Origin of the sequence: Yersinia bercovieri ATCC 43970 (genome assembly GCF_013282745.1) — a bacterium.
In the GTDB taxonomy this organism is placed as follows: Bacteria; Pseudomonadota; Gammaproteobacteria; order Enterobacterales; family Enterobacteriaceae; genus Yersinia; species Yersinia bercovieri.
In genome coordinates this window covers 2,006,149-2,026,187 of record NZ_CP054044.1, presented here as the reverse complement: position 1 = coordinate 2,026,187, position 20,039 = coordinate 2,006,149, and the positions used below count along the sequence as shown (strand labels likewise).

Genomic DNA, 20,039 nt, shown 5'->3' with positions numbered 1-20,039 from the left:
TATGTCGAGAAATAAGCTATCGGAGAATGAAACCAAAAAACTGAAAATTGGCATTATTCATTTAGCCACTGAAGGTATTCAACTGTTCGTGGGGGGCGTAGGATCGTATATTCGAGGGCAGATTCAAGCATTGCCCGCTGTTATTGATCTGTTGGCTGATAATAATATCACTCTGGAACCTCATTTTATTGAGATTGCCTGTAGCAAATATCATATTTTCTTTGATAACAATTGTCGCACCCACTATGTAAATAAAATCCACACTATGGGGGGCACTTTTTCTACTGTACCCAATATGACTCAAGGGAAAGGCGTGGGGTGCTCATGGCCCTATGGTGATACTTTTCTTGGTAATTTACAGAACTGGCAAACATCCTCTGCCGCAGGGGCAGCAAAAATTATAGATATCAGTGCAAATTATGATATCACTTTGGCTTTCTGCCATGAGCTTCCCTTCTCATTTACCCCATTAATTGCGCGTCTACATGCGGCGATGGAAGAGATTAATTTAAAGATTATCTATATCTCTCATGGCACCGCATTTAATCATGAAATGCCATTGCCGAATCCTGAACGTCTGATGGCAGAATCATTCCCCATCCACTGGGCCAAGATCGATACTAATATCAAACTCGGTCATATCAGCCAGTTTATGGCGGGCCATTTAATGACACAATTCGGCGCTGATCCACACTCATTTATTCCAGTACCGGCTGGGATAAATATCAATGACCCCTGGTTTCGGCTACGCAGTGATCAGGAAATAAGCCACATACTGTCACAACATGAGATCCCGCTAGCACGCCCATTAGCGATAACTCTCGGGAGAGGGGTGCATTACAAGCGCCATGATTTATTACTCAAAGCGAGTTGTTATCTGGGTAATGACATTCATCCGGTGATTGTCAGTGATCCTGTTTTACCCGAATTATTGGCATTAGCCAGCCAACTTAGGATACAGCCCTCAATAATAAATTCGTTTGATCGAGAACTTATGGCGTGCCTTATTCAATGGCGCAACACCCGTGTTTGCGTGCTTTCGGCCGAAAATGAGCCAAATGGTTTAATTCCAATGGAGTCGCGCTGGCTAGCCAGAGAGCAGGGGGCGTTATTAGTTGTTGCCGACTCCGGGGGGTTAAGTGAGCAAGTCGAACATGGTATTGATGGATTCCGACATATTGCCGGAGATGCAGAAAATCTGGCGGAGGTGATACATCATATTTACCAATTATCTGAAGTTGAAATAGATAATATTCGGCGGGCGGGCGCAACACGAATAAAAACACGACACCAATGGGAAAACCAAATTTTGGCACCGCTGGCATGTCTCATTCCTCAAATAGCAGCCCTTGATTGATTCCGGGCTGCCTATTGAACTGACTATTTCGAGCTCACGGACTATTGGAGTTTCAATATCCCAACTGCGGTATCTAATAAAGCGGTTTGCCCATTACGACTCGCCTCAAGGCAACCCACAGCACCGACTAGCATTGGAATATCCAACTCTTTCGCCAAAATAGCGCTATGAGACATAATATGCCCTTTGCTTAAACAGATGCCTTTTACCTGCCCGTGATGCAGCCCAATCATCTGGGATGGCAGCAACTCCTCGGCTAATAGTATAATTTCACCCTCAACTGAAAGTGGAACCGGTGGTAATCCCGTCAGGTGGCCCAGTGTGCGATGCAGAATATCGCGGATATCCAGTTCGCGGACACGCAAATATTCATCATCCAGTGCCAGATAATCTGCCACCATCGCCATCAATTCATCCTGCAATGCCGATTCCGCGCAGATAAGCTGATTCGCTATACGTGCATCCAGCGCTTGATGCAAATCATCATCGTCAATCAACATCCCGTGAGCATTGAAAATCGCCGCTGCCTCAGTGCTTATCTGCTGTTCTGCCTGCTGCATCAATTGCTGCAAATCTTCCATTGTTTGCGCTAACGCTTGATGTAGACGCTGCTGTTCATGAGCAATCTGCTCAGCATTAATAGTGCGCGGCATAAATACAGGGAGCGCGGGCAGCCACTGTAGCAGTGGTGCGCTAATTGCTCGGCGAGGAACCATTACGCCAGTGAATCCACTGGCGCTGGTTGTGGTCACCGACTCACCAAAGTGCTGTTGAGCCAGCTGCATAAAAGCATCCAGCGCCTCACCAGCCTGCTGACCACTGGCGAGCAGACGGATGGTATCGCCCTTGCGCACTTGCAAAATAGCCAGTTGATTCAGGCTACGTGGATTGACACACTGCCCATTTTTCTCCAGCAGTAAATCAGCGGCGAAGGGGGCCAGCACTTCGACCAATTTAGCCGCAGGCCGCACATGCAAACCATTAGGGTTGCGCACCACCCAACTGACACTCTGGGCATCGGGCGCTGATTTGGCCACCGCGCTACTGACAGGTTCCGCGACATTTTCCCCTAACTGAGCGGCCTTAGCTGCCAGCGCCCCCATGGCTTCAGCGCGAACATCGGCCAATGAAGCGCCGGATGATGCTGCCACCACTGCGGCCAGTGTCCCTTCTACCAGTGGCGCGGCGCAGAGTTCCACGTGCTGCGCGATATCGGGGGCCAGTAGCTCAAGTGCGGTTTCTGCACTGAGCAAAGCGCTGCCTAAATCCATCAATACCAGTACACCCGATGGGGTATAAACTGATTCAATGGCCTCCATCACTTTAATGGCATCCGTGCCAATCGGATGATCCAGGTCGTCTACACCGGCGGCAACCGCTAGCTGGCAGCCCCCTTGTGTCATTTGCTGTGCCAGTTCGGCCACACCCTGAGCCAGCAGCGCGCTATGAGAAACTACAACGAGATTGACCATCTCTCCTCCTGATAAAGGTGTTGGTTGCGCCAGATTAATGGCTGGCAACCTGCCATAGCGCCTGCATCATCAGCATGGCTGATGTTGCCCCTGGGTCTTGATGACCAATGCTGCGCTCGCCAAGATAGCTGGCGCGCCCCTTGCGGGCCTGCATCGTGATAGTCCCGGCCAGTGCTTGTTGAGCGCGATCAACAGTTTGCTGCAAAGCATCCACCAGCGGCACCCCTTGCTGATTTGCCTGCTCAAGTTGCGCGACCACCGCCCACCAAACATCACACATGGTTTTATCACCCGGCTCAGCTTTACCGCGCATCACCACCCCTTCAACACCATCTTTGAACATCTGACACACGGCTGCCAGATCCAGACTCTGCTTAGCATTGGTGCTTTGCGCGGCGCGGATAAAGAAGGTGCCAAACAGTGGGCCACTCGCCCCTCCGACACTTGAAAGCAGCGTCATGCCGGTATTTTTCAGGATAAAACCAATATCTTTATCGGCAAAAGAGGGTAACTTTTCGACCACTTTATTAAACCCACGATTCATATTCAGGCCGTGGTCGCCGTCGCCGATTTCGGTATCCAACTGCGTCAGAAAATCGCGCTGTTCACTGAAAACCTCAGCACAAAGCTGTAACCAACTGACAATTTGTTGTTTGGTGAGTCCCATGGTTTTCTCCAGGCACACTGTTGTTTTATAAGTGATTTTCACATAAAGGAATGCTGATTATACCCAATGGATTTCAAAGTGCAGCCAACACACCTGCAATTTGCAAGATGATGGGTATCAAGTACGAAGGGCAGGCGTATTCACCGGCGCATCCCACAACGACAACAACTCATCATCCACTTTCAGTAGCGTGATCGACATCCCCTGCATATCCAGTGAGGTACAGTAAGAACCAATCAGCTTGCGTTCAATGGTCAAACCAAAATCGGCGCAGCAGGCGGCCAACCGATGCCAAACACCATAAAGCTCTGATAGCGGAGTGGCACCCAAATTATTCACCAGCACAATCACCCGATCGCCTTTTGCTAGTGGCTGCTTACTTTGGCGCGTCTCGCACCAGTCACCGGCTTGTCTATCCCAATGGCGTAAAGTGCGCTGATAGCTACCGTGCTCAATCAGGGTCTGGAACATGGCATCAACAGTGTCATTTAGAGAGGTAAATGGCCGCCGTTCAATTCCTGGTTCACCATGAATACCCACACCAAACTCCATCTCGTTTTCAGCCAGAGTAAATGATGGCTTACCCGCCGCAGGCACGGTACAAGCGCCCAGCGCGATGCCGATAGAGTGGCCCTGATTATTAATTTTCTGGCCGAGCGCGGCACACTCATCCAGTGAGTCACCACGAACCGCCGCTGCACCCAGTAATTTCTCAATAATGACAGTATTCGCCACCCCACGCCGCCCGGCGGTATAGAGGCTATCTTTAACTGCCACATCATCATCAATCACTAATGTTGCGACCGCCGTACCATCGGCATGCAACAATTCTGCGGCCGTTTCAAAATTAAGAATGTCGCCAGTATAATTCTTAATCAACATCAGCACACCCTGCCCGCCATCAATGGCTTGGCCGCACTCATACATTTGATCAGGGGTTGGCGAGGTAAAAATTTCGCCGGGGCAGGCACCATCCAACATGCCTTCGCCGATAAAACCACAGTGCATCGGTTCGTGACCACTACCACCACCAGACATCAGGGCAACTTTACCCATCACCGGAGCATCTGCTCGAGTAATAAAAAGCGGCTCCTGATGCAATTTCAGCTCAGGATGGGCTTCAGCCAGCCCCTGAATTTGTTCCTGTAACACACTCTCTACGCTGTTAATTAATTTTTTCATTTTTTACTCCGCGAACGGGAATGGCTGGAGAGCAGAGCTGCCGATGATGAGGGGCACCGGCAAACTCGGTCAGTTAGCTTGTCTATCTATCAATGGGCCTGCCGAACCCTTTAGTTAAGAAACGCCTGTCCTAAACTGTCAGCCACGATGATGGCGGCATAAACACTGTCTGGAGTCACGGCAAACGGCATGTTGTGGATGGTCTCACCTTCCGCACAACTTGCCTGTGCCACAGCTTGGATTTTGCGCTCAATATCTTGTGTGACCCCCATTTCTGCCAATGTAATTGGCAGACCCAGTTGCTGGCAGAATGAGAGCACAGTTTCGATCTCTTCCATGCTGCTGTTTTGTAGCACGAGCTGTGTCAGCGTACCGAAGGCGACTTTCTCACCGTGGTAGAGGTGGTGGCACTCTTCCAACACCGTGAAGCCGTTGTGGATAGCGTGAGCCGCTGCCAGGCCACTACTTTCAAAACCAATACCACTCAGATAAGTATTGGCTTCAATGATGCGTTCTACCGCCTCAGTGACGACACCCGCTTCTACCGCCAATTTGGCTTTATAGCCTTCTGCCAGCAGAGTTTCGTAACATAAGCGAGCCAGCGTGACGGCCGCCAAAGTGGACGCGCCCCCCGCCATGCTGATGGCTTTGGCATCAAAACAAGCTTGCGCTTCAAAGTAAGTGGAGAGTGCATCACCCATCCCTGAGATCAGCAAGCGCACCGGTGCTTTGGCGATAATAGCTGAATCCATCAGCACGATATCTGGGTTTTTCGGGTATATCAGGTACTCAGCAAACTCGCCCTGTTCGGTATAAATCACTGACAAAGCACTGGTCGGTGCATCGGTAGAGGCAATGGTCGGCACCACAATAACCGGGATGTGCTGATAGTGAGCAATTGCTTTAGCCGTATCGAGAGTTTTCCCACCACCAATACCAATCACCCCATTGCAGTGGTGTTTTTTCAGCTCAACCGTCAGGCGTTCGATTTCCTGACGAGAGCATTCGCCGTTAAAGCGGCTAAAGTGATTTTCCAGCTCACTGCCATGCAGGCTGGAACTGACTGTATCCGCCGTCAACTTCATGACAAAATCATCGGCGATGATAAAATAGTTATTAGCCAACAACTTAGCAAATTCACCAATAGACTGTAGCGCATTGGCACCTTGGATATATTTAGACGGAGATTGAATGACTTTCAGCATATCTTGCTCCTGTAGCGTAAGAGTTAAGGCAATAATGAATGATTTTTAGACTAATTAATTAAACTGTCATTACTATAAGCGCAAAAAATAGGCTGAGAATCATTGGTGAAAACGTTCCATTATGGAACATAGTTGCATGAGTTAAGTTTCATATTGGAACGCGAGGAGTCGTGCACAGGGGCAGGAAGAGAAGTGGCGCACAGAATTATAAATGTGCTCATTGCAGGATAGTATCGTGGCTATCGACCATAAAAAAAACTGCCCGATAAAAGGGCAGCTTTTTAAGACTCTCACGCGATGTTAGCGGTTATTCACTCACTGGCTCATCATGGGTTTTTTCTTTAGGCTCTGGGTTCATGGAGCTATAAATCACTGGCAGCACCAGCAATGTCAGCACCGTTGCGAAGCCCAGACCAAACATAATGACCACCGCCATACTTTGGAAGAAAGCATCACTAAGCAGCGGTGCCAGCCCCAGTACCGTGGTAAAGGCGGTCAGCATGATAGGTCGCAGACGGGCGGTAGAAGCATCGATAATGGCCTCGCGTAGCGGTTTTTCCTGCCGCTGTAAGCCAATCTCTTCCACCAGCACAATGCCGTTACGTATCAACATTCCGCTCAGACTGAGCAGCCCCAGCAGGGCCATAAAGCCAAACGGGATACCGGTGAGCAAGAAGCCAAAGGTCACACCGATTAATGCCAACGGGACAGTCAGCCAGATAGCCAGCGCGTTACGCACTGAGCTGAACATCAAGACTGTCACCACAAACATAATCAGGAATGCGATCGGTAAACTGATAAAAATACCCCGTTGTGCTTCTTTGGTACTTTCGTAGTCACCGCCCCATTCGAGCTCATAGCCGCGTGGCAGTTGAATTGCGTCAACGCCTGGTTTGATGCGCTGCAGCAGCTCGGAGGAGGTTTCGCCCCCCTGTTGAGTCGGGTCGGTCTGAACCGTCAGTGTGCGCTTACGATCCAGGCGCATAATTAGCGGATCTTCCCACTCAGTTTCAAAACTGGTGACCACGTTGTCGATCGGGATAAAAGCTTGTCGCGCCTGACTCCACACCATCACATCGTTGAGCCGTTCAGCATTGAGCCGCTCTGAGTCTGGTGTGCGCAGGACAATCGGCATCAAGCGGGTGCCATCACGGTATAACCCGACCGGAAGGCCGCCAAAACTCATGCGCAACGTACCATCAACTTCACGTTTATCCACGCCCAACTCGCGACCCAAATAGTCGGAGAATTGTGGCCGGATCATTTTGCTACGATCTTGCCAGTCATGCCTTGCACCATCGGCCATCGGATCAGCAATGATCGCTTTCTCCGCTTGGGCTGCCAATGTCCGCAGCACATCGGGATCTGGCCCAATAAAGCGGGCTTCGATAGAGCTATTGTTTGACGGCCCGAACATGATGCGCTTGATCTGCGCGTCAACCTGCGGGTACTCGTCATGCATGTAGGATTCGATTTCACTTACCAAGCCCGGGATTTGGTCCAGCTGTTCGGCACGGACCATCACCTGCGCGTAGTTCGGATAGTGGCGCTGGGCGTTGTAGGTCAGCATAAAGCGCATCGCACCCTGACCAATGGTCGCCATGGTGTCCTCAACGCCTTTCTGCTGTTTGATGTATTGCTCAACTTTCGCCGCAACGTCTTCGGTATAGCCGATATCTGTGCCGTATGGCAGCCAGATATCCACGAAGAAGATTGGCGTGTTCGATGGCGGGAAGAAGCTTTGGCGAACATTACCAAAACCGACCACCGAGGCCACCAACAGTGCCGCCAGCAGCAGCAAGGTGATACTGCGATGTTGCAGTAATTTATTCAGGATGATGCGGTAGTAGCGGAATAACCAGCCATCATAAGGCTGCCTGGCGGGTTTGTCAGCCTCCTCTTGCGCCGGTTTTTGGCCCTGAAATGCCCATTTGGAGAAGACTGGCGTGAGTGTCAGCGCGGTAATCCAGCTCAACATCAGCGAGATCAGCAGCACTTGGAATAGTGATTTACAATATTCGCCGGTCGCATCATTGGACAGGCCAATAGGTGCAAAGGCGAGAATCGCGATGACTGTCGCCCCAAGCAGCGGCATCATTGAGCGCTTCACCACATTGCCGATGGCCGTCGAGAGGCTTTCACCTCGCTGGCGGCCAACCACCACGCCCTCCACCACCACGATGGCGTTATCCACCAACATACTTAGCGCGATAATCAACGCCCCGAGCGACACCCGCTGTAGCTCGATATTGAACAGCCACATAATAAGCAAGGTGCCGAGTACGTTAAGTGCCAGCGAGATGGCTATCACCACGCCGCTGCGTACCCCCATGAAAATCAGCAGGGTGACAACAACAATCAACAGCGCCAGTAGGAAGTTAAGGATAAAGCCGTTAACCGCCCCTTCCACTTCATGAGATTGGTCGTAGAACACGTTGATATGCATACCTGACGGGCGCTCACCTTCGAGCTGTGCCAGCCGGGCTTTGATGGCATTACCCACATTGACTACGTTGACATTTGGAGCAAATGAGATCCCCAAGGCCAGCGCGGGCTTACCATTAGCACGATAGATATTGGTTGGCGAATGACCAAAGCCCTGCGTTACTGTCGCGATATCGCGCAGATAGACACTTTTTGGGCTGCCCGGTTGGCTGACTAATAGATTTCCCAGCTCTTGTACGCTTTGGAATTCACCAGTCGGATGCAAACGTATCGACTCACTACCTACCTGTAGCTGACCGGCATCGGACACCACGTTTTGGCGGGCGAGTAAATCGGATAGCTGTTGTGGCGTGATACCGGCAGCCGTCATCTGAGCGCGGGAGATCTCCACCTGCACCTCTTCCGGCAGAATCCCCACGATGCCCACTTTACCGACCCCCGGCACCAGTACCAGTTCACGGCGCAGCTGTTCGGCAAAATTGCGCAGATCCTGATTACTGTAGCCATCACCGGTTAGCGAGAAGAAGAAGCCGTAGACATCGCCAAAGTCATCGTTGACCATGGGCGCACTGGCCCCCGGTGGTAAGCGCACACTGTTATCGTTGATTTTACGCCGCAATTCATCCCAGATTTGCGGTAACTCATTCGCGCCGTATTGTGCGCGAATATTGATGGTGATTTGCGATAAGCCAGCACTGGAAATCGACGTCACATCATCGACATAGGATAGCTCCTGAATGGCATTCTCCAGCGGCAGCGTGACCTCTTCCTCAACTTGTTGCGCCGAGGCACCATCATAGCGGGTGACAACCACCGCCGTTTTGATGGTAAAAGCTGGATCTTCCAGCCTACCTATATTGAGATAGGCAATAGCACCGCCAATACCCAGCAACAGAATTGTTAGCCAGATACGGGTGCTATTACTGATAAAATTATCAAGAACTTTCATCAGAGACCTCGCTCACGAACCCAGGCCCGGACCACTTGATTTGGCCGAAGCTCACCGGTGCCTGCAGAGACGATCTGTTCGCCATCCGCCAGACCGGAGGTCACTTGAATACCGTTCTCGGTCAACTGGCCCACCTGCACTTTGCGCTCTTCAACGTGCATCTGACCATCATCACTCTTGATGACCCATACGCGCGCATCATTTAATTGGGCGCTGTCAGGGTTAAATACCGCCTCCACAGGCACCACAATGGTCGGATGGTCGGTGCCAGACAGAGTGCCGGAGTTGATTCTGACCCGACCACTAATCCCAGAAAGCAGCGGCATATCCGCTGGGCGCTTCATGGTCAGAGTGACCTGGAAGGTCTGCGAGGCTGAGCTGGTGGTGGTGGTATGCTCTTTATATTCAGCAATAAATTCGCGCCCTGGCATATGGTTGAGTAATACCGTTGGCTTATAGTTGCGATTGCTGATGTCCAGCGTGGTAAACAGGCGCTCCGGCACACTGAACACCACATCTAAGGTATCCAGCGCACTCAATGTCGCCACCGCCTGACCTGGGGCCATGACCTGATGGTTACGCGCGCTCACATTGGCGATAATGCCATCAAATGGTGCGGTGATGGTCGCATCACTCAGCTCTTTTTGCGCAATTTCCAGACCCGCGCGGGCAGACTCCATCTCAGCGCGACGAACATCTAATTCGGCACGAGAGACCGCACGCTGGCCTTGTAAGGTATTGAAACGGTTGAATTGATCACGCGCCAGATTAAAGGTCGATTGGCGATCGCGAACACGTAAGTTGAGATCAGTGTCGTTCAGTTTGGCGATAACCTGGCCTCGCTTCACCTGCTCACCTTCACGTACCAGCAGCTGTTGCAGCTGCCCACTGCGTTTAAAGGAGAGCTGAGTTTCATCGCCAGCTTGTAACCGCGCGGGAAAATAGCGCGTCCCATTTTGACCGCTATCTTCGACGATAAATATTTTTACCGGACGTACACTCTCTACGACTTCAGGGGGAGTTCGGTCGCAGGCCGCGAGTAGAAACGTTACTAGCAGAGTGACTACTGTTTTTATCTTCACTATAAGATCTCATTGAGTCGGATTTTAAAAATTATCGCAGATTGATTATTCACACTTTTTTATCTGTTTTCTGCGCCACTTTTTCCTGTGACATACGGCGCACTAGCGCTCTTATCAGTGTGATTAATAATCCCCCGGTAAACATTCCTAAAAAGTAGATCAGCACAATTAGCACCGGAATGGGTAGTGTTATTTGCGCGTAAAGTAAAGATAAGTTCACTGAGCCGCTATTTTGGAAGGCAAACAGGGTAGTCAGAGTCACTATCAGCAAAAAACACCCGCCATAAAGGTATTTCAATCGGTAATCCTTTTCATCTCAGCCCATCACTTTTCAACATTAAAACGCCGATAGCAAAATAGCGCTACACGCTACTCACTATCGGCGATTTTTTAAGAGCACCGAGCTAATCAACCCAATTAATGCCCAAAGCCATTGGCGTTGCAGCTAGCCCGATGCAACACTATGGGATAAAAACATTAGTAATCAACGGCATCCCGGATGATTGGGCAGGTCATGCAGTGACCGCCTCCACGTCCACGGCCCAATTCACTACCCACAATCTCAATCACTTCCACCCCCTCTTTACGTAGCTGAGTGTTGGTTTTGGTGTTGCGGTCATAAGCCAATACCACACCAGGAGAGAGCGCGACCATGTTATTGCCGCTGTCCCACTGCTGACGTTCGGTGTCGTAATCGTTACCTTCCGTCTCAACCACACGCAGTTTTTTCAGGTTCAATGCGCCGGCAACCGCTTCAACAAAGGTGCCTTTATCGCGGCTTAACTTAATGCCGGTCGGGCCATTGTCTGGGCGCAGTGAGAAGGTTTGAATCTGATTAACAATCGCCGGATACAAGGTCACCACATCGCGATCGCAGAAAGTGAACACGGTATCCAGGTGCATGGCGGCACGCAGTTTAGGCATGGCGGCAATCATCACGCGCTCCACCTGCCCTTCGCTATTTTTAAACAGCGATTGTGCCAATTGGGTGATAGCCTGATGAGAGGTGCGCTCACTCATGCCAATTAATACCGTTTTGTTGCCGATTGGCATCACATCGCCGCCTTCCAATGTGGCGGAGCCATGATGCTGTGTCGGGTCACCCCACCAAACTTTCACATTGGCGTCGCCAAAGTCAGGGTGGAATTTATAGATTGCGGTGGTCAGGATGGTCTCTTCATGACGCGCTGGCCAATACAGCGGATTCAAGGTGACGCCGCCATAGATCCAGCAGGTAGTATCACGGGTGTAGAGTGTGTTTGGCAGCGGCGGCAACAGGTATTCAGTGATGCCAACCGCTTCGCGAATCAGCTTAAGTTCCTCTTTGTCACATTTGCCGTCATTATGCAGCTCTGTGGTCGATAACCCACCAATCAGCACTTCAGCTAATACACGCGGCTCCAAACTCTCCAGATAGCTGCGGGTTTCATGCAAAATGCCTAATGAGACTTCATTGGGCACAATTTGCTGATCCAGAATCCATTTTTTCGCTGCCGGAATGGCCACCGTTTCGGCCAGTAGATTGTGCATCTCGACCACATCGACACCACGTTCGCGCATTTTGGTCATAAAATCGAAGTGGTCGCGCTTGGCTCTCTCTACCCACAACACATCATCAAATAATAATTCATCACAATTACTGGGGGTCAGGCGGTTATGGGCGCGACCGGGGGCGCATACCATCACTTTATGCAACTGCCCGACTTCAGAGTGAACGCCAAACTTGGTCTTGGCGTGAGTTTTCTTAGCTTTATCTGACATAAGAACTCCAATAAATTATATAGTGATAATTCCGGTGGCGATGCTATATATCGCAGCGACCGCAGCAACAATCAGAACAATAAACAGTACTCTTTCGTAGCTATTAAAGGCTTTTTGCTGCTGCTCACGTTTGGCAATCAGATACAAAATGGTGCCTGGACCATAAATAATGGCCGACAGCAGCAAGTACTTCATGCCACCTGCGTAAATCATCAGTGCAGAGTAGAGAGTCGCAATGAGGGCAAAAATTAAATCTTTTCTGTGACCAACTTTGTTGGTTTCGTAAGTCTCACCCGTCCATGCCAGTTTTAACCCGTAAGCCCCGACCAACAAATAAGGGATCAGGGTTAATGAACTGGTTAACTCCAACGCCAATTGGAAAGCATAATCCGTAAACAGTGTCAGAATTAAGAACACTTGAATAAAGATATTGGTCAGCCAAACGGCTGCGGAAGGTACTGCATTGCTGTTTTCTGTCCCGAAGACTTTTGGCATACTTTTACTCTTAGCCGCTGAGAACAGCACTTCTGCTGCCAGCAGTGACCAGGATAAATAAGCCCCCAACACCGAGATAATCAGACCAATACTGATGAAAATTGCGCCCCAGCGGCCGACAATAGCTTCCAGTACCCCCGCCATGGATGGCTGACGTAGCGCCGCCAGATCTGGGCGCAACAGCACACCGTAAGAGAGCATGGTGATCAGTACCAACAGACACAGCACACCAATGAAACCCAAAACGGTTGCAATACCCACATGGCTGCGTTCTTTGGCATAACGTGAATAGACGCTCGCCCCTTCGATGCCCAGGAAGACAAAGACGGTAACCAACATGGTGCTACGCACTTGGGAGAATAGAGACTCAGGTTCAGCAACTGGCGGCATAACCGCAGCAGCATGACCAACATAGCCATAATCATTCAGGTGGGATAGATCCACACTTTTGACCACATCAGGTGCGCCCCAGAAGTTCAGTGCGAACACATCGCCCTTAAAGGCAAAAATCAATACAATGACGAAAATGAATATAGGAATTATTTTTGCGAAGGTGGCAATGGTATTAATGGCCGCCGCTTCTTTAACACCCCGCAATATCAGGATATGGAATCCCCATAAAATAACTGAGGCAACTAATACAGCTGGAATGGTATTGCCATCACCAAATATCGGGAAGAATGCCCCTAGCGTTGATTTGATAAGAACGAAATAAGAGACGTTACCAATACAGGTCCCCGCCCAAAAACCTAATGCCGAGGCAAAACCAAGATAATCCCCAAAGCCCTCTTTGGCATAAATGAATACACCAGAATCAAGATTAGGTTTACGCTGCGCTAATGTTTGAAAAACAAAAGCCAGCATTAACATACCACCACCGGCTATACACCACGCAATAAGTGCGCCAAACCCACCCGTAGCTCGTCCAAATGTCGCCGGTAATGAAAATATACCTGCCCCGATCATTGACCCAACCACTAATGAGGTTAGGGCCGGTAAAGATAATTTATTCGCAGATGAATTGGCCATGATGATCTCAGTGACGTTGGATAAATTAAGTTAAATGTAAGTTCTGTTTATCCCACAAACAGATTAGCCCGGACCCACTTATCAATATAAATACATAGTGATCATAGCTTCCTTTAAAACTATTGCATCAATGTCGGAAAAGTAGACCAAGGCTTTCAATATGTAAATGTTTGCAAAAATTATTACATACATCAAAATTTCTTAATAGTGATCCACATCATCTTTTTACCTATTCAAAAAACCACTCATCAGCTTAATTCACTGTATTAACGCCACACCACTAGCATAGATATCTGTTTCCCCTATCTGCTATTTGAGATATTTCTTGCATGTCCGTTTATTCAACAGCACAAGAGGAGAAATAAGTGTGCATGTTATCTTGCTCTCTATAGAGGGCTGGTCTAATCTTAATGCTCTACTATTGATTGAAAAATAAAAATATCATTTATTTTCAATGAATTAATGAAAATTCAGCTATATTGAAAATATAAAATAGCCTTATATTAAAACTCTCTACTCGCTCACGTTTTCGCCCCTCCATTAGCTCTTTTTTTGAGCGCCATAATCAGATAATTACAGTGTTGACACACCCTATTTTGATTTTTATCAAATAGGACAACAGGCCATTTTTATATCTTTCTCACCTGACTGCTCTGGTGAAAAAAATCAATTAAGCCTGCATGAAAGTAATCACTATTTTCATTTCATTTAGACTTCATTTATGTTTCATCGGCGATTGTCACTCAAATTTTAACAATTGCTCTCTACCGCTATCCTGATGAAAACACTAAGAATACAAGGCTATCAACACACCATCATTCAGCACTTTTCGTTTTAAAAAGCAAAACGTAAAGAAAATATGTCGATTTAGTGTGAACTTACATCTCATTCAATACCCCCTAGCTCAAATATACCTATTGTTAGTTTTGTTAAAGTTATCTCTCTCATTTTAGGGGCGTCTTATCATGAACTAATCTTTGATAACGTTAGATCTGCAGTAGAAAAAATATAACCGTACAACGAAAAACGGCTCCCATTGGGAGCCGTTACTTAGCATATTATATTCGCGAGAGGTGTGCGCTATTCGGTCAGCCGCTTATCCGATACCTGTTGCGTACCCGCAACGGAATAACCCGCCAGAATCGCCACGAAGATCATAAACAGGTGACCCTCTGATGAATCCAACAGGAATGAGTTGAAGAAGTTGCATGCCATATAGCTGGTTAATACCGCCAGTAGCACATTGCGCAACAGTGGTGTTTGTTGCCAAATCACGCGATAACAACAGACAATCCACGCTAGGAAGATCAGTAAACCAACCACACCTGAATGAACCGTTTCGATCAAATATTCATTGTGCGGATTATTAACTGAATAACCGTTTTCTGGGTTGCCATAATAAAATCCGCCCGCACCGTGGCCTAAGATAGGGGCTTCTTTAAACAAACGGCTGGCTTCAATCGCAAACGCAAAGCGCTGCCCCATTGAGGAGCTACATGCCTCATAGGCATCACTTGATGAAGCGGCGACACACACTCTTATTTCATTGACGCCCTGTACGATACGGTCAGTGGCTTTATTGGGGATGAATACCAAAGCCGCGAAAGCGACGATGCCGAGCAGCACTAAGGTTAACCGCTGACGATTGCCCAGTGAGAAGAATAGCCACACACCCAAGCCCACCACCAGCGCCACATAACCGGTTCTGCCCAGAACTAAGAACAGGATGCTGTAACTGGCAGCCACTACCAGCAGACCGTAACCCCAGCGTTTCCAACCCTGGCTCTTAAACGCCAGAGCTAACCAGAGCAACGCCGCCAGTGCCATAAAGAAGTTTTGGGTAATTTGCAGCTTAAAGATGGTTGGATTGGTTGGATCTACGTTGCCCAACGGAATATGTAACACCCCGACCATCAGTGTTCCGACCAATATCACCGCATTAGCGACCAAAAACCCGATACAAAACAGTTTGATCAACCGGGGCTGGTGCACAAAGAACAGCGCCAATGGCAATACATAGAGAAGTTTTTTATATTTCTCCACCATATCAGGGCCATAGCTGTTGTTTTGATACAGCAATGATAGCGCTAGCAGTGCAAACATCACGGCCGGCAGATAGACCAGCGGGCTGGTTAGGAATGACTTAATTTCAAGTGATTTTCTATTGATAATCAGAGAGATAATAATCAGCACCAATGAAATATTCATCAATTGATTATTAGTTGCTATACCAATACCCAACAGTAATGCAGCGACACTACACAGCATCTCACTGCGACGATTGACCGGATTTGCCGGCGATAAAGTTGTCATAATTCTCTCAGCTCAGGCTGGTTGGGGGAAACAAAACGGCTGATACATTAATTTCCTTTGGCAATTCGCCAGGAATCCACTGCATCTATCACCTCATTAACTGGAATGGCGTTCAGATAACGGTCGGTGGTGTCGGTATCTATCTCATTAGGCTGTGGCAAAGTGCGGTAGTGTCCGGCCCACAACAGGGTGTGCGGAGCCTGCCACGGATGCCATTGGTTAAGGTTGCTGGGGCCAAATAGCACCACAGCCGGCGTTTGTAAGGCGGCGGCCATATGCATTGCTACTGAATCGACACCAATGAATAGCTTCGCGTTATCAATCAATACTGCCAGTTCTGGCAGCGCTAAGAGGCCAGATAGATTGATGACACGCTCTGGTTGTGCACATCCTGCAATGATTTCAGCGATATAGTCCAGCTCAGCCTGATCTTTACCGCCAGTTAACAATACCGTTTCACCTTGCTCAGTGAGATGGTTTATCAGTTGACTGAATGACTCACTGGCCCAAGTTTTGAATTTCCAGCGGGCAGAAGGTTGAATCAAGATGTAATCGTTGATATTGCGCTGTTGGCACAGCTGTTTTACCCGCTCAATATCCTGTGGGCCATATGACATAGTGACATCAGTAATGATATCAGTCAGTTGCAGTGGCGCGAGGATATCGAGATTATTGAGCACCGTATGCCGTTCTGCGGCATGGGGGATGTCAACCAGGGCGGAGTGGCAGTAGCGCCATAGCCAGGTGTCCCGTTTCGGGTAATGAAAACCAATACTGAAACCCGGTTTGAGTAAGCGGCAATAGGCGGCGGCACGCCATTGATCAGATAAGTTGAGGATCAGATCATAATGGTCTGCTTTCAATGCGCTAAATAGGGCTTTTTCGCCGCTAATTTGTGCGGTGAAGCCCGCATGTTTGAGGCCACGATCGACAATAAACGCATGATTGACGGTGCTGTTCTCCCGTAGCATCTCTTGCGTGCCGCCATACAGTAGCACATCAATTTTTGCCTGTGGGTAGTTGGCTTTTAGTGTGCTCAGGAGCGGCGTCGTTAAGAGAACATCGCCGAAATGGCGTAACTTTATGACCAAAATGCGCTGAATATTGCCTTTCTCCCGCAATATTTCCGGCAAGTGATGTGGCCCTTGCTGAGCAATAGGCGTGGGTTGCCCGGCAGTTGATTCTGTCTTGTTTGATGTATTCATCATCGGATGCGCCATCATCGGCAACGAAAGGGGGTAATAATGCTATATCAGCCGTTTACTGCATGGCAATCGTTTATTTAATTCCCGGCGCTTTCCAAAGCGATGTCGTCAACCCACTGTCCACCAGTGTCAACTGATCGGTATACACCGCTTGCCAATTGGTTTTTGCCGCCTGATAGAGCGCTTGATGCTCAGTGTTTGGCGTATACTCCCGCTCCCAGCGCACCAGCCGCTCACCGGTAGTATCCAGCGCCTCATAAAGCCCGACACCCACGCCCGCGGCGATGGCGCAGCCCAAGGCGGTGGCCTCTTTAACCACTGGCACACGAACCGGAATTCCCGTCACATCAGCCAAAATCTGGCTCCACAGTTTGCCTTTGGAACCGCCACCCGCAAAGACCAGCGAGGAGGCTTTGACCCCAGAGAATTCGGCAATTTGCGCTAAATTGCAGGCCGAGACGATGGCGGCATTCTCCTCCAATGCACGAAATAAGGTGGCTTTGTTACACTTTTCAGGGTCGAGGGAGAGATTTATAAAGGAGGGGGCGGCGTGATACCAGGATTTAAAGCGCATCACATCAGAGAAAATCGGCATCACGCCGTAAGCGCCTGCCGGCACCCGTGCCGCCATATCCTCCAGCAAGCTGTAGGTATCAATGCCCAGCCGCTGCGCCAGTAACTTCTCTTCCGCGCAAAATGCATCGCGGAACCAACGCATGGTCAGGCCGGTAAAGAAGCTGATGGATTCCGCTTGCACCATGCCGGGAATGACATGGGGGTTAATCCGCGTATTCATATTGGGATCGGTAATCGGCTGCGGCAAGTTGACCACCTGCTGCCAAAAAGTGCCACCCAGTACCGCCGTCTGCCCCGGTTTCACCACCCCCAAGCCTAAACAGCCAAGCTGTACGTCGCCGCCCCCCATCACCACCGGTGTGCCGACCAACAAACCACACTCTGCGGCGGCTTGCGCCGTGACATGGCCGAGCAAGGTGCCCGTCTCTTTGACCGGCGAGAGAATATCGGCACGTAACCCCGCCATCTCCAGCAGGTTGGGTTGCCAGTTGCGGGTGACTAAATCCAACATGCCGGTCGTGCCGGCATTGGAGGGGTCGACCGCCAGTTCGCCACTGAGCATATTGGCCAGCCAGTCGCTAATCATGGTCAGTGTCCCCGCCTGACGATAGATATCCGGGCGGTAGTGCGCCAACCACAATAGCCTCGGCATCGCGCTCAGTGCCAGCGTTTGGCCAGAGCACTGATACACCTCGAACTCAAAACCGTTATCGTGCAGCTCTTTCAGCTCGCTAACTTCACGGCTGGCACGCGCATCCACATTGGCACAGGCCCAGATAGGCTTGCCGCTGCGGTCATAGAGCACAATGCCCTCGCGCATTGAGCAAGCCGCCACGGCGCGGATTGCACTGGCGGGCAACCCCGCCAGATGCAGTGCCTGACGGATGCACTGACAAGTGAGCTTCCAGTTGGTGGTTAAATCAAACTCCATCGACCCTGGGACATCGGGCACCGGCAGATGCAGCCACTCAGCCTGTCCGGCGGCAATCTGATTGCCATTAAGGTCAAATATCACAGCCCGAACACTGCCAGTACCGGCATCCAGTGCCATCAGGTAGTCAGTCGATGAGAGTTGATTCATTATTCGATCCTCTGCTTCGATTAGTTTTTATATAAATTCGTGAATAAATCTATCCTCTACTGCCATAAAAAAATCTGCTGAAAATAACTGAAAACCATGGGTGTTATTGCTACAGCCACATTAGGTGCGCACCGCGTAAACTGCAGCTGGTGAGTAAAATAGCCAATCAAATCAATTTAATCATAGCCCGCGCGGTCAGCTCATCAGTCACCAGGGCATTCACATACCTCCCTTTCAACGCGGCCACTATCGCTTCTGACTTCTCAACCCCACCTGCGACGCCAATGACTGTCGGAATGTTGGTCAGATCCGCCAGTGAAATACCAATCAACTCTTGGTGAATCTGCATATCGGCGGCCAGCGCACCATCCGCCTGCATAAAGTAGCCGAGGATATCGCCGACCGCGCCTTTGCGGCTGAACATGAGCTGCTCGCCTTCACTGATATAACCGGAGCGCAAAATGGTGGCTTCCCGTTGCTGATTCACCGAGCCAATACCAACCACCGCGACATCTGCGGCACAGGCCGCCAGCATCACATCACGGACACTGTTCTCCTGTCGGAAAGTGTCGGCAACCTTGGCGCTGGAGGCGCGCAGTGGCGCTGGAATAATGCTGACCTGACAAGCCGCATCCAACTGACCAATTCCGGTCATATAAGAGCCAACACCGCCCGAGAGTGTCACCAGCCGAACCTGTTGCGAGGCAATAAAACCACTCAAATGCTGCAACGCGCACATGGTGGTTTCACCAAAACCCACCGCCAAAAGTTGCTGCGGTTGAATCAGCGCCATCAATAAATGTGCAGCACCAATCCCCAATCGGCTACTGATACTAAGATCAGCCAGCGAAGGCAGGATGCGGATATGCTTGAGGCCAAAATGCTGTTGCAGCTGGTTTTCCAGTTCCAGACACCCTTCATAGCGCGAATTAATCTGTACCCGGATGACCCCTGACTGACGGCCTTTCTCCAGCAATCTGGAGACCTTCAATCGGGTCAGCCCCAGCAGTTCGCCAATATCCCCTTGCGTTAAGCCATCGTGATAATAAAACCACGCAATGCGAGCGAGCAGTTCCTCTTCACTCATGCTATTACCCGGATATTTGTATTCATCATTGGACGACATGGGTTTTTCTTTTACGGCAACTAGCGGTTTCTCTTTCATCATTGCTCTTTGGGTATCTCGACGCAAAAACGGCGTCATCAATGTTAAATATTCA

Annotated in this window: 14 protein-coding genes; 1 reads left to right on the top strand and 13 read right to left on the bottom strand. The window is 49.7% G+C overall.

Going from position 1 to position 20,039, the window contains the following annotated elements; genetic code table 11:
- The first annotated feature begins 1 nt into the window (after position 1).
- Positions 2–1,357, top strand: a complete 1,356-nt coding sequence (locus HRK25_RS09105) for a glycosyltransferase family 4 protein (protein WP_005270833.1) — start codon at positions 2–4, stop codon at positions 1,355–1,357.
- Positions 1,358–1,398: 41 nt separating this feature from the next.
- Here HRK25_RS09105 and dhaM read toward each other — a convergent pair whose 3' ends face one another.
- The 13 genes from dhaM to lsrR all read right to left on the bottom strand — a co-directional run bounded on the left by dhaM (position 1,399) and on the right by lsrR (position 19,984).
- Entirely contained in the window at positions 1,399–2,829 is a 1,431-nt protein-coding gene (gene dhaM / locus HRK25_RS09100; RefSeq protein ID WP_005270836.1) for a dihydroxyacetone kinase phosphoryl donor subunit DhaM, read from the bottom strand.
- A gap of 34 nt (positions 2,830–2,863) precedes the next feature.
- Positions 2,864–3,496, bottom strand: a complete 633-nt coding sequence (gene dhaL, locus HRK25_RS09095; RefSeq protein ID WP_049599902.1) for a dihydroxyacetone kinase subunit DhaL — start codon at positions 3,494–3,496, stop codon at positions 2,864–2,866.
- A 117-nt stretch (positions 3,497–3,613) separates the two neighbouring features.
- On the bottom strand, positions 3,614–4,678 hold the full coding sequence (gene dhaK, locus HRK25_RS09090) for a dihydroxyacetone kinase subunit DhaK (RefSeq protein ID WP_005270845.1): 1,065 nt from the start codon (positions 4,676–4,678) through the stop codon (positions 3,614–3,616).
- Positions 4,679–4,788: 110 nt separating this feature from the next.
- The gene (locus HRK25_RS09085; RefSeq protein WP_005270848.1) at positions 4,789–5,883 is read right to left on the bottom strand and encodes a glycerol dehydrogenase; all 1,095 of its coding nucleotides are present in this window, start codon (positions 5,881–5,883) and stop codon (positions 4,789–4,791) included.
- 307 nt (positions 5,884–6,190) lie between these two features.
- A complete protein-coding gene (locus HRK25_RS09080; protein ID WP_005270851.1) occupies positions 6,191–9,277 on the bottom strand; it encodes an efflux RND transporter permease subunit in 3,087 nt (1,028 codons plus the stop codon).
- Entirely contained in the window at positions 9,277–10,359 is a 1,083-nt protein-coding gene (locus HRK25_RS09075) for an efflux RND transporter periplasmic adaptor subunit (RefSeq protein WP_032896403.1), read from the bottom strand. Before HRK25_RS09075 ends, HRK25_RS09080 begins: the two co-directional genes overlap by 1 nt.
- Before the next feature lie 49 nt (positions 10,360–10,408).
- Positions 10,409–10,657 carry a lipopolysaccharide assembly protein LapA domain-containing protein gene (locus tag HRK25_RS09070; RefSeq protein ID WP_032896406.1) on the bottom strand — a complete coding sequence of 83 codons (249 nt, stop codon included), beginning with the start codon at positions 10,655–10,657 and terminating at the stop codon, positions 10,409–10,411.
- 179 nt (positions 10,658–10,836) lie between these two features.
- Positions 10,837–12,120, bottom strand: coding sequence for an arginine deiminase (gene arcA / locus HRK25_RS09065; RefSeq protein ID WP_005270853.1), 1,284 nt, complete (start codon positions 12,118–12,120; stop codon positions 10,837–10,839).
- Between the two features lie 15 nt (positions 12,121–12,135).
- Positions 12,136–13,644: an amino acid permease gene (locus HRK25_RS09060; RefSeq protein WP_005270855.1), complete on the bottom strand. Its 1,509-nt coding sequence runs from the start codon at positions 13,642–13,644 to the stop codon at positions 12,136–12,138.
- Between the two features lie 1,080 nt (positions 13,645–14,724).
- Positions 14,725–15,957, bottom strand: a complete 1,233-nt coding sequence (locus HRK25_RS09055; protein WP_005270857.1) for an O-antigen ligase family protein — start codon at positions 15,955–15,957, stop codon at positions 14,725–14,727.
- Between the two features lie 47 nt (positions 15,958–16,004).
- Positions 16,005–17,165 (bottom strand): putative lipopolysaccharide heptosyltransferase III, encoded by a 1,161-nt coding sequence (gene rfaQ, locus HRK25_RS09050; protein WP_032896408.1) that lies wholly within the window; start codon positions 17,163–17,165, stop codon positions 16,005–16,007.
- Positions 17,166–17,235: 70 nt separating this feature from the next.
- The gene (gene lsrK, locus HRK25_RS09045; RefSeq protein WP_005270863.1) at positions 17,236–18,819 is read right to left on the bottom strand and encodes an autoinducer-2 kinase; all 1,584 of its coding nucleotides are present in this window, start codon (positions 18,817–18,819) and stop codon (positions 17,236–17,238) included.
- A 166-nt stretch (positions 18,820–18,985) separates the two neighbouring features.
- The gene (gene lsrR, locus HRK25_RS09040; RefSeq protein ID WP_032896410.1) at positions 18,986–19,984 is read right to left on the bottom strand and encodes a transcriptional regulator LsrR; all 999 of its coding nucleotides are present in this window, start codon (positions 19,982–19,984) and stop codon (positions 18,986–18,988) included.
- Between the last annotated feature and the right edge of the window lie 55 nt (positions 19,985–20,039).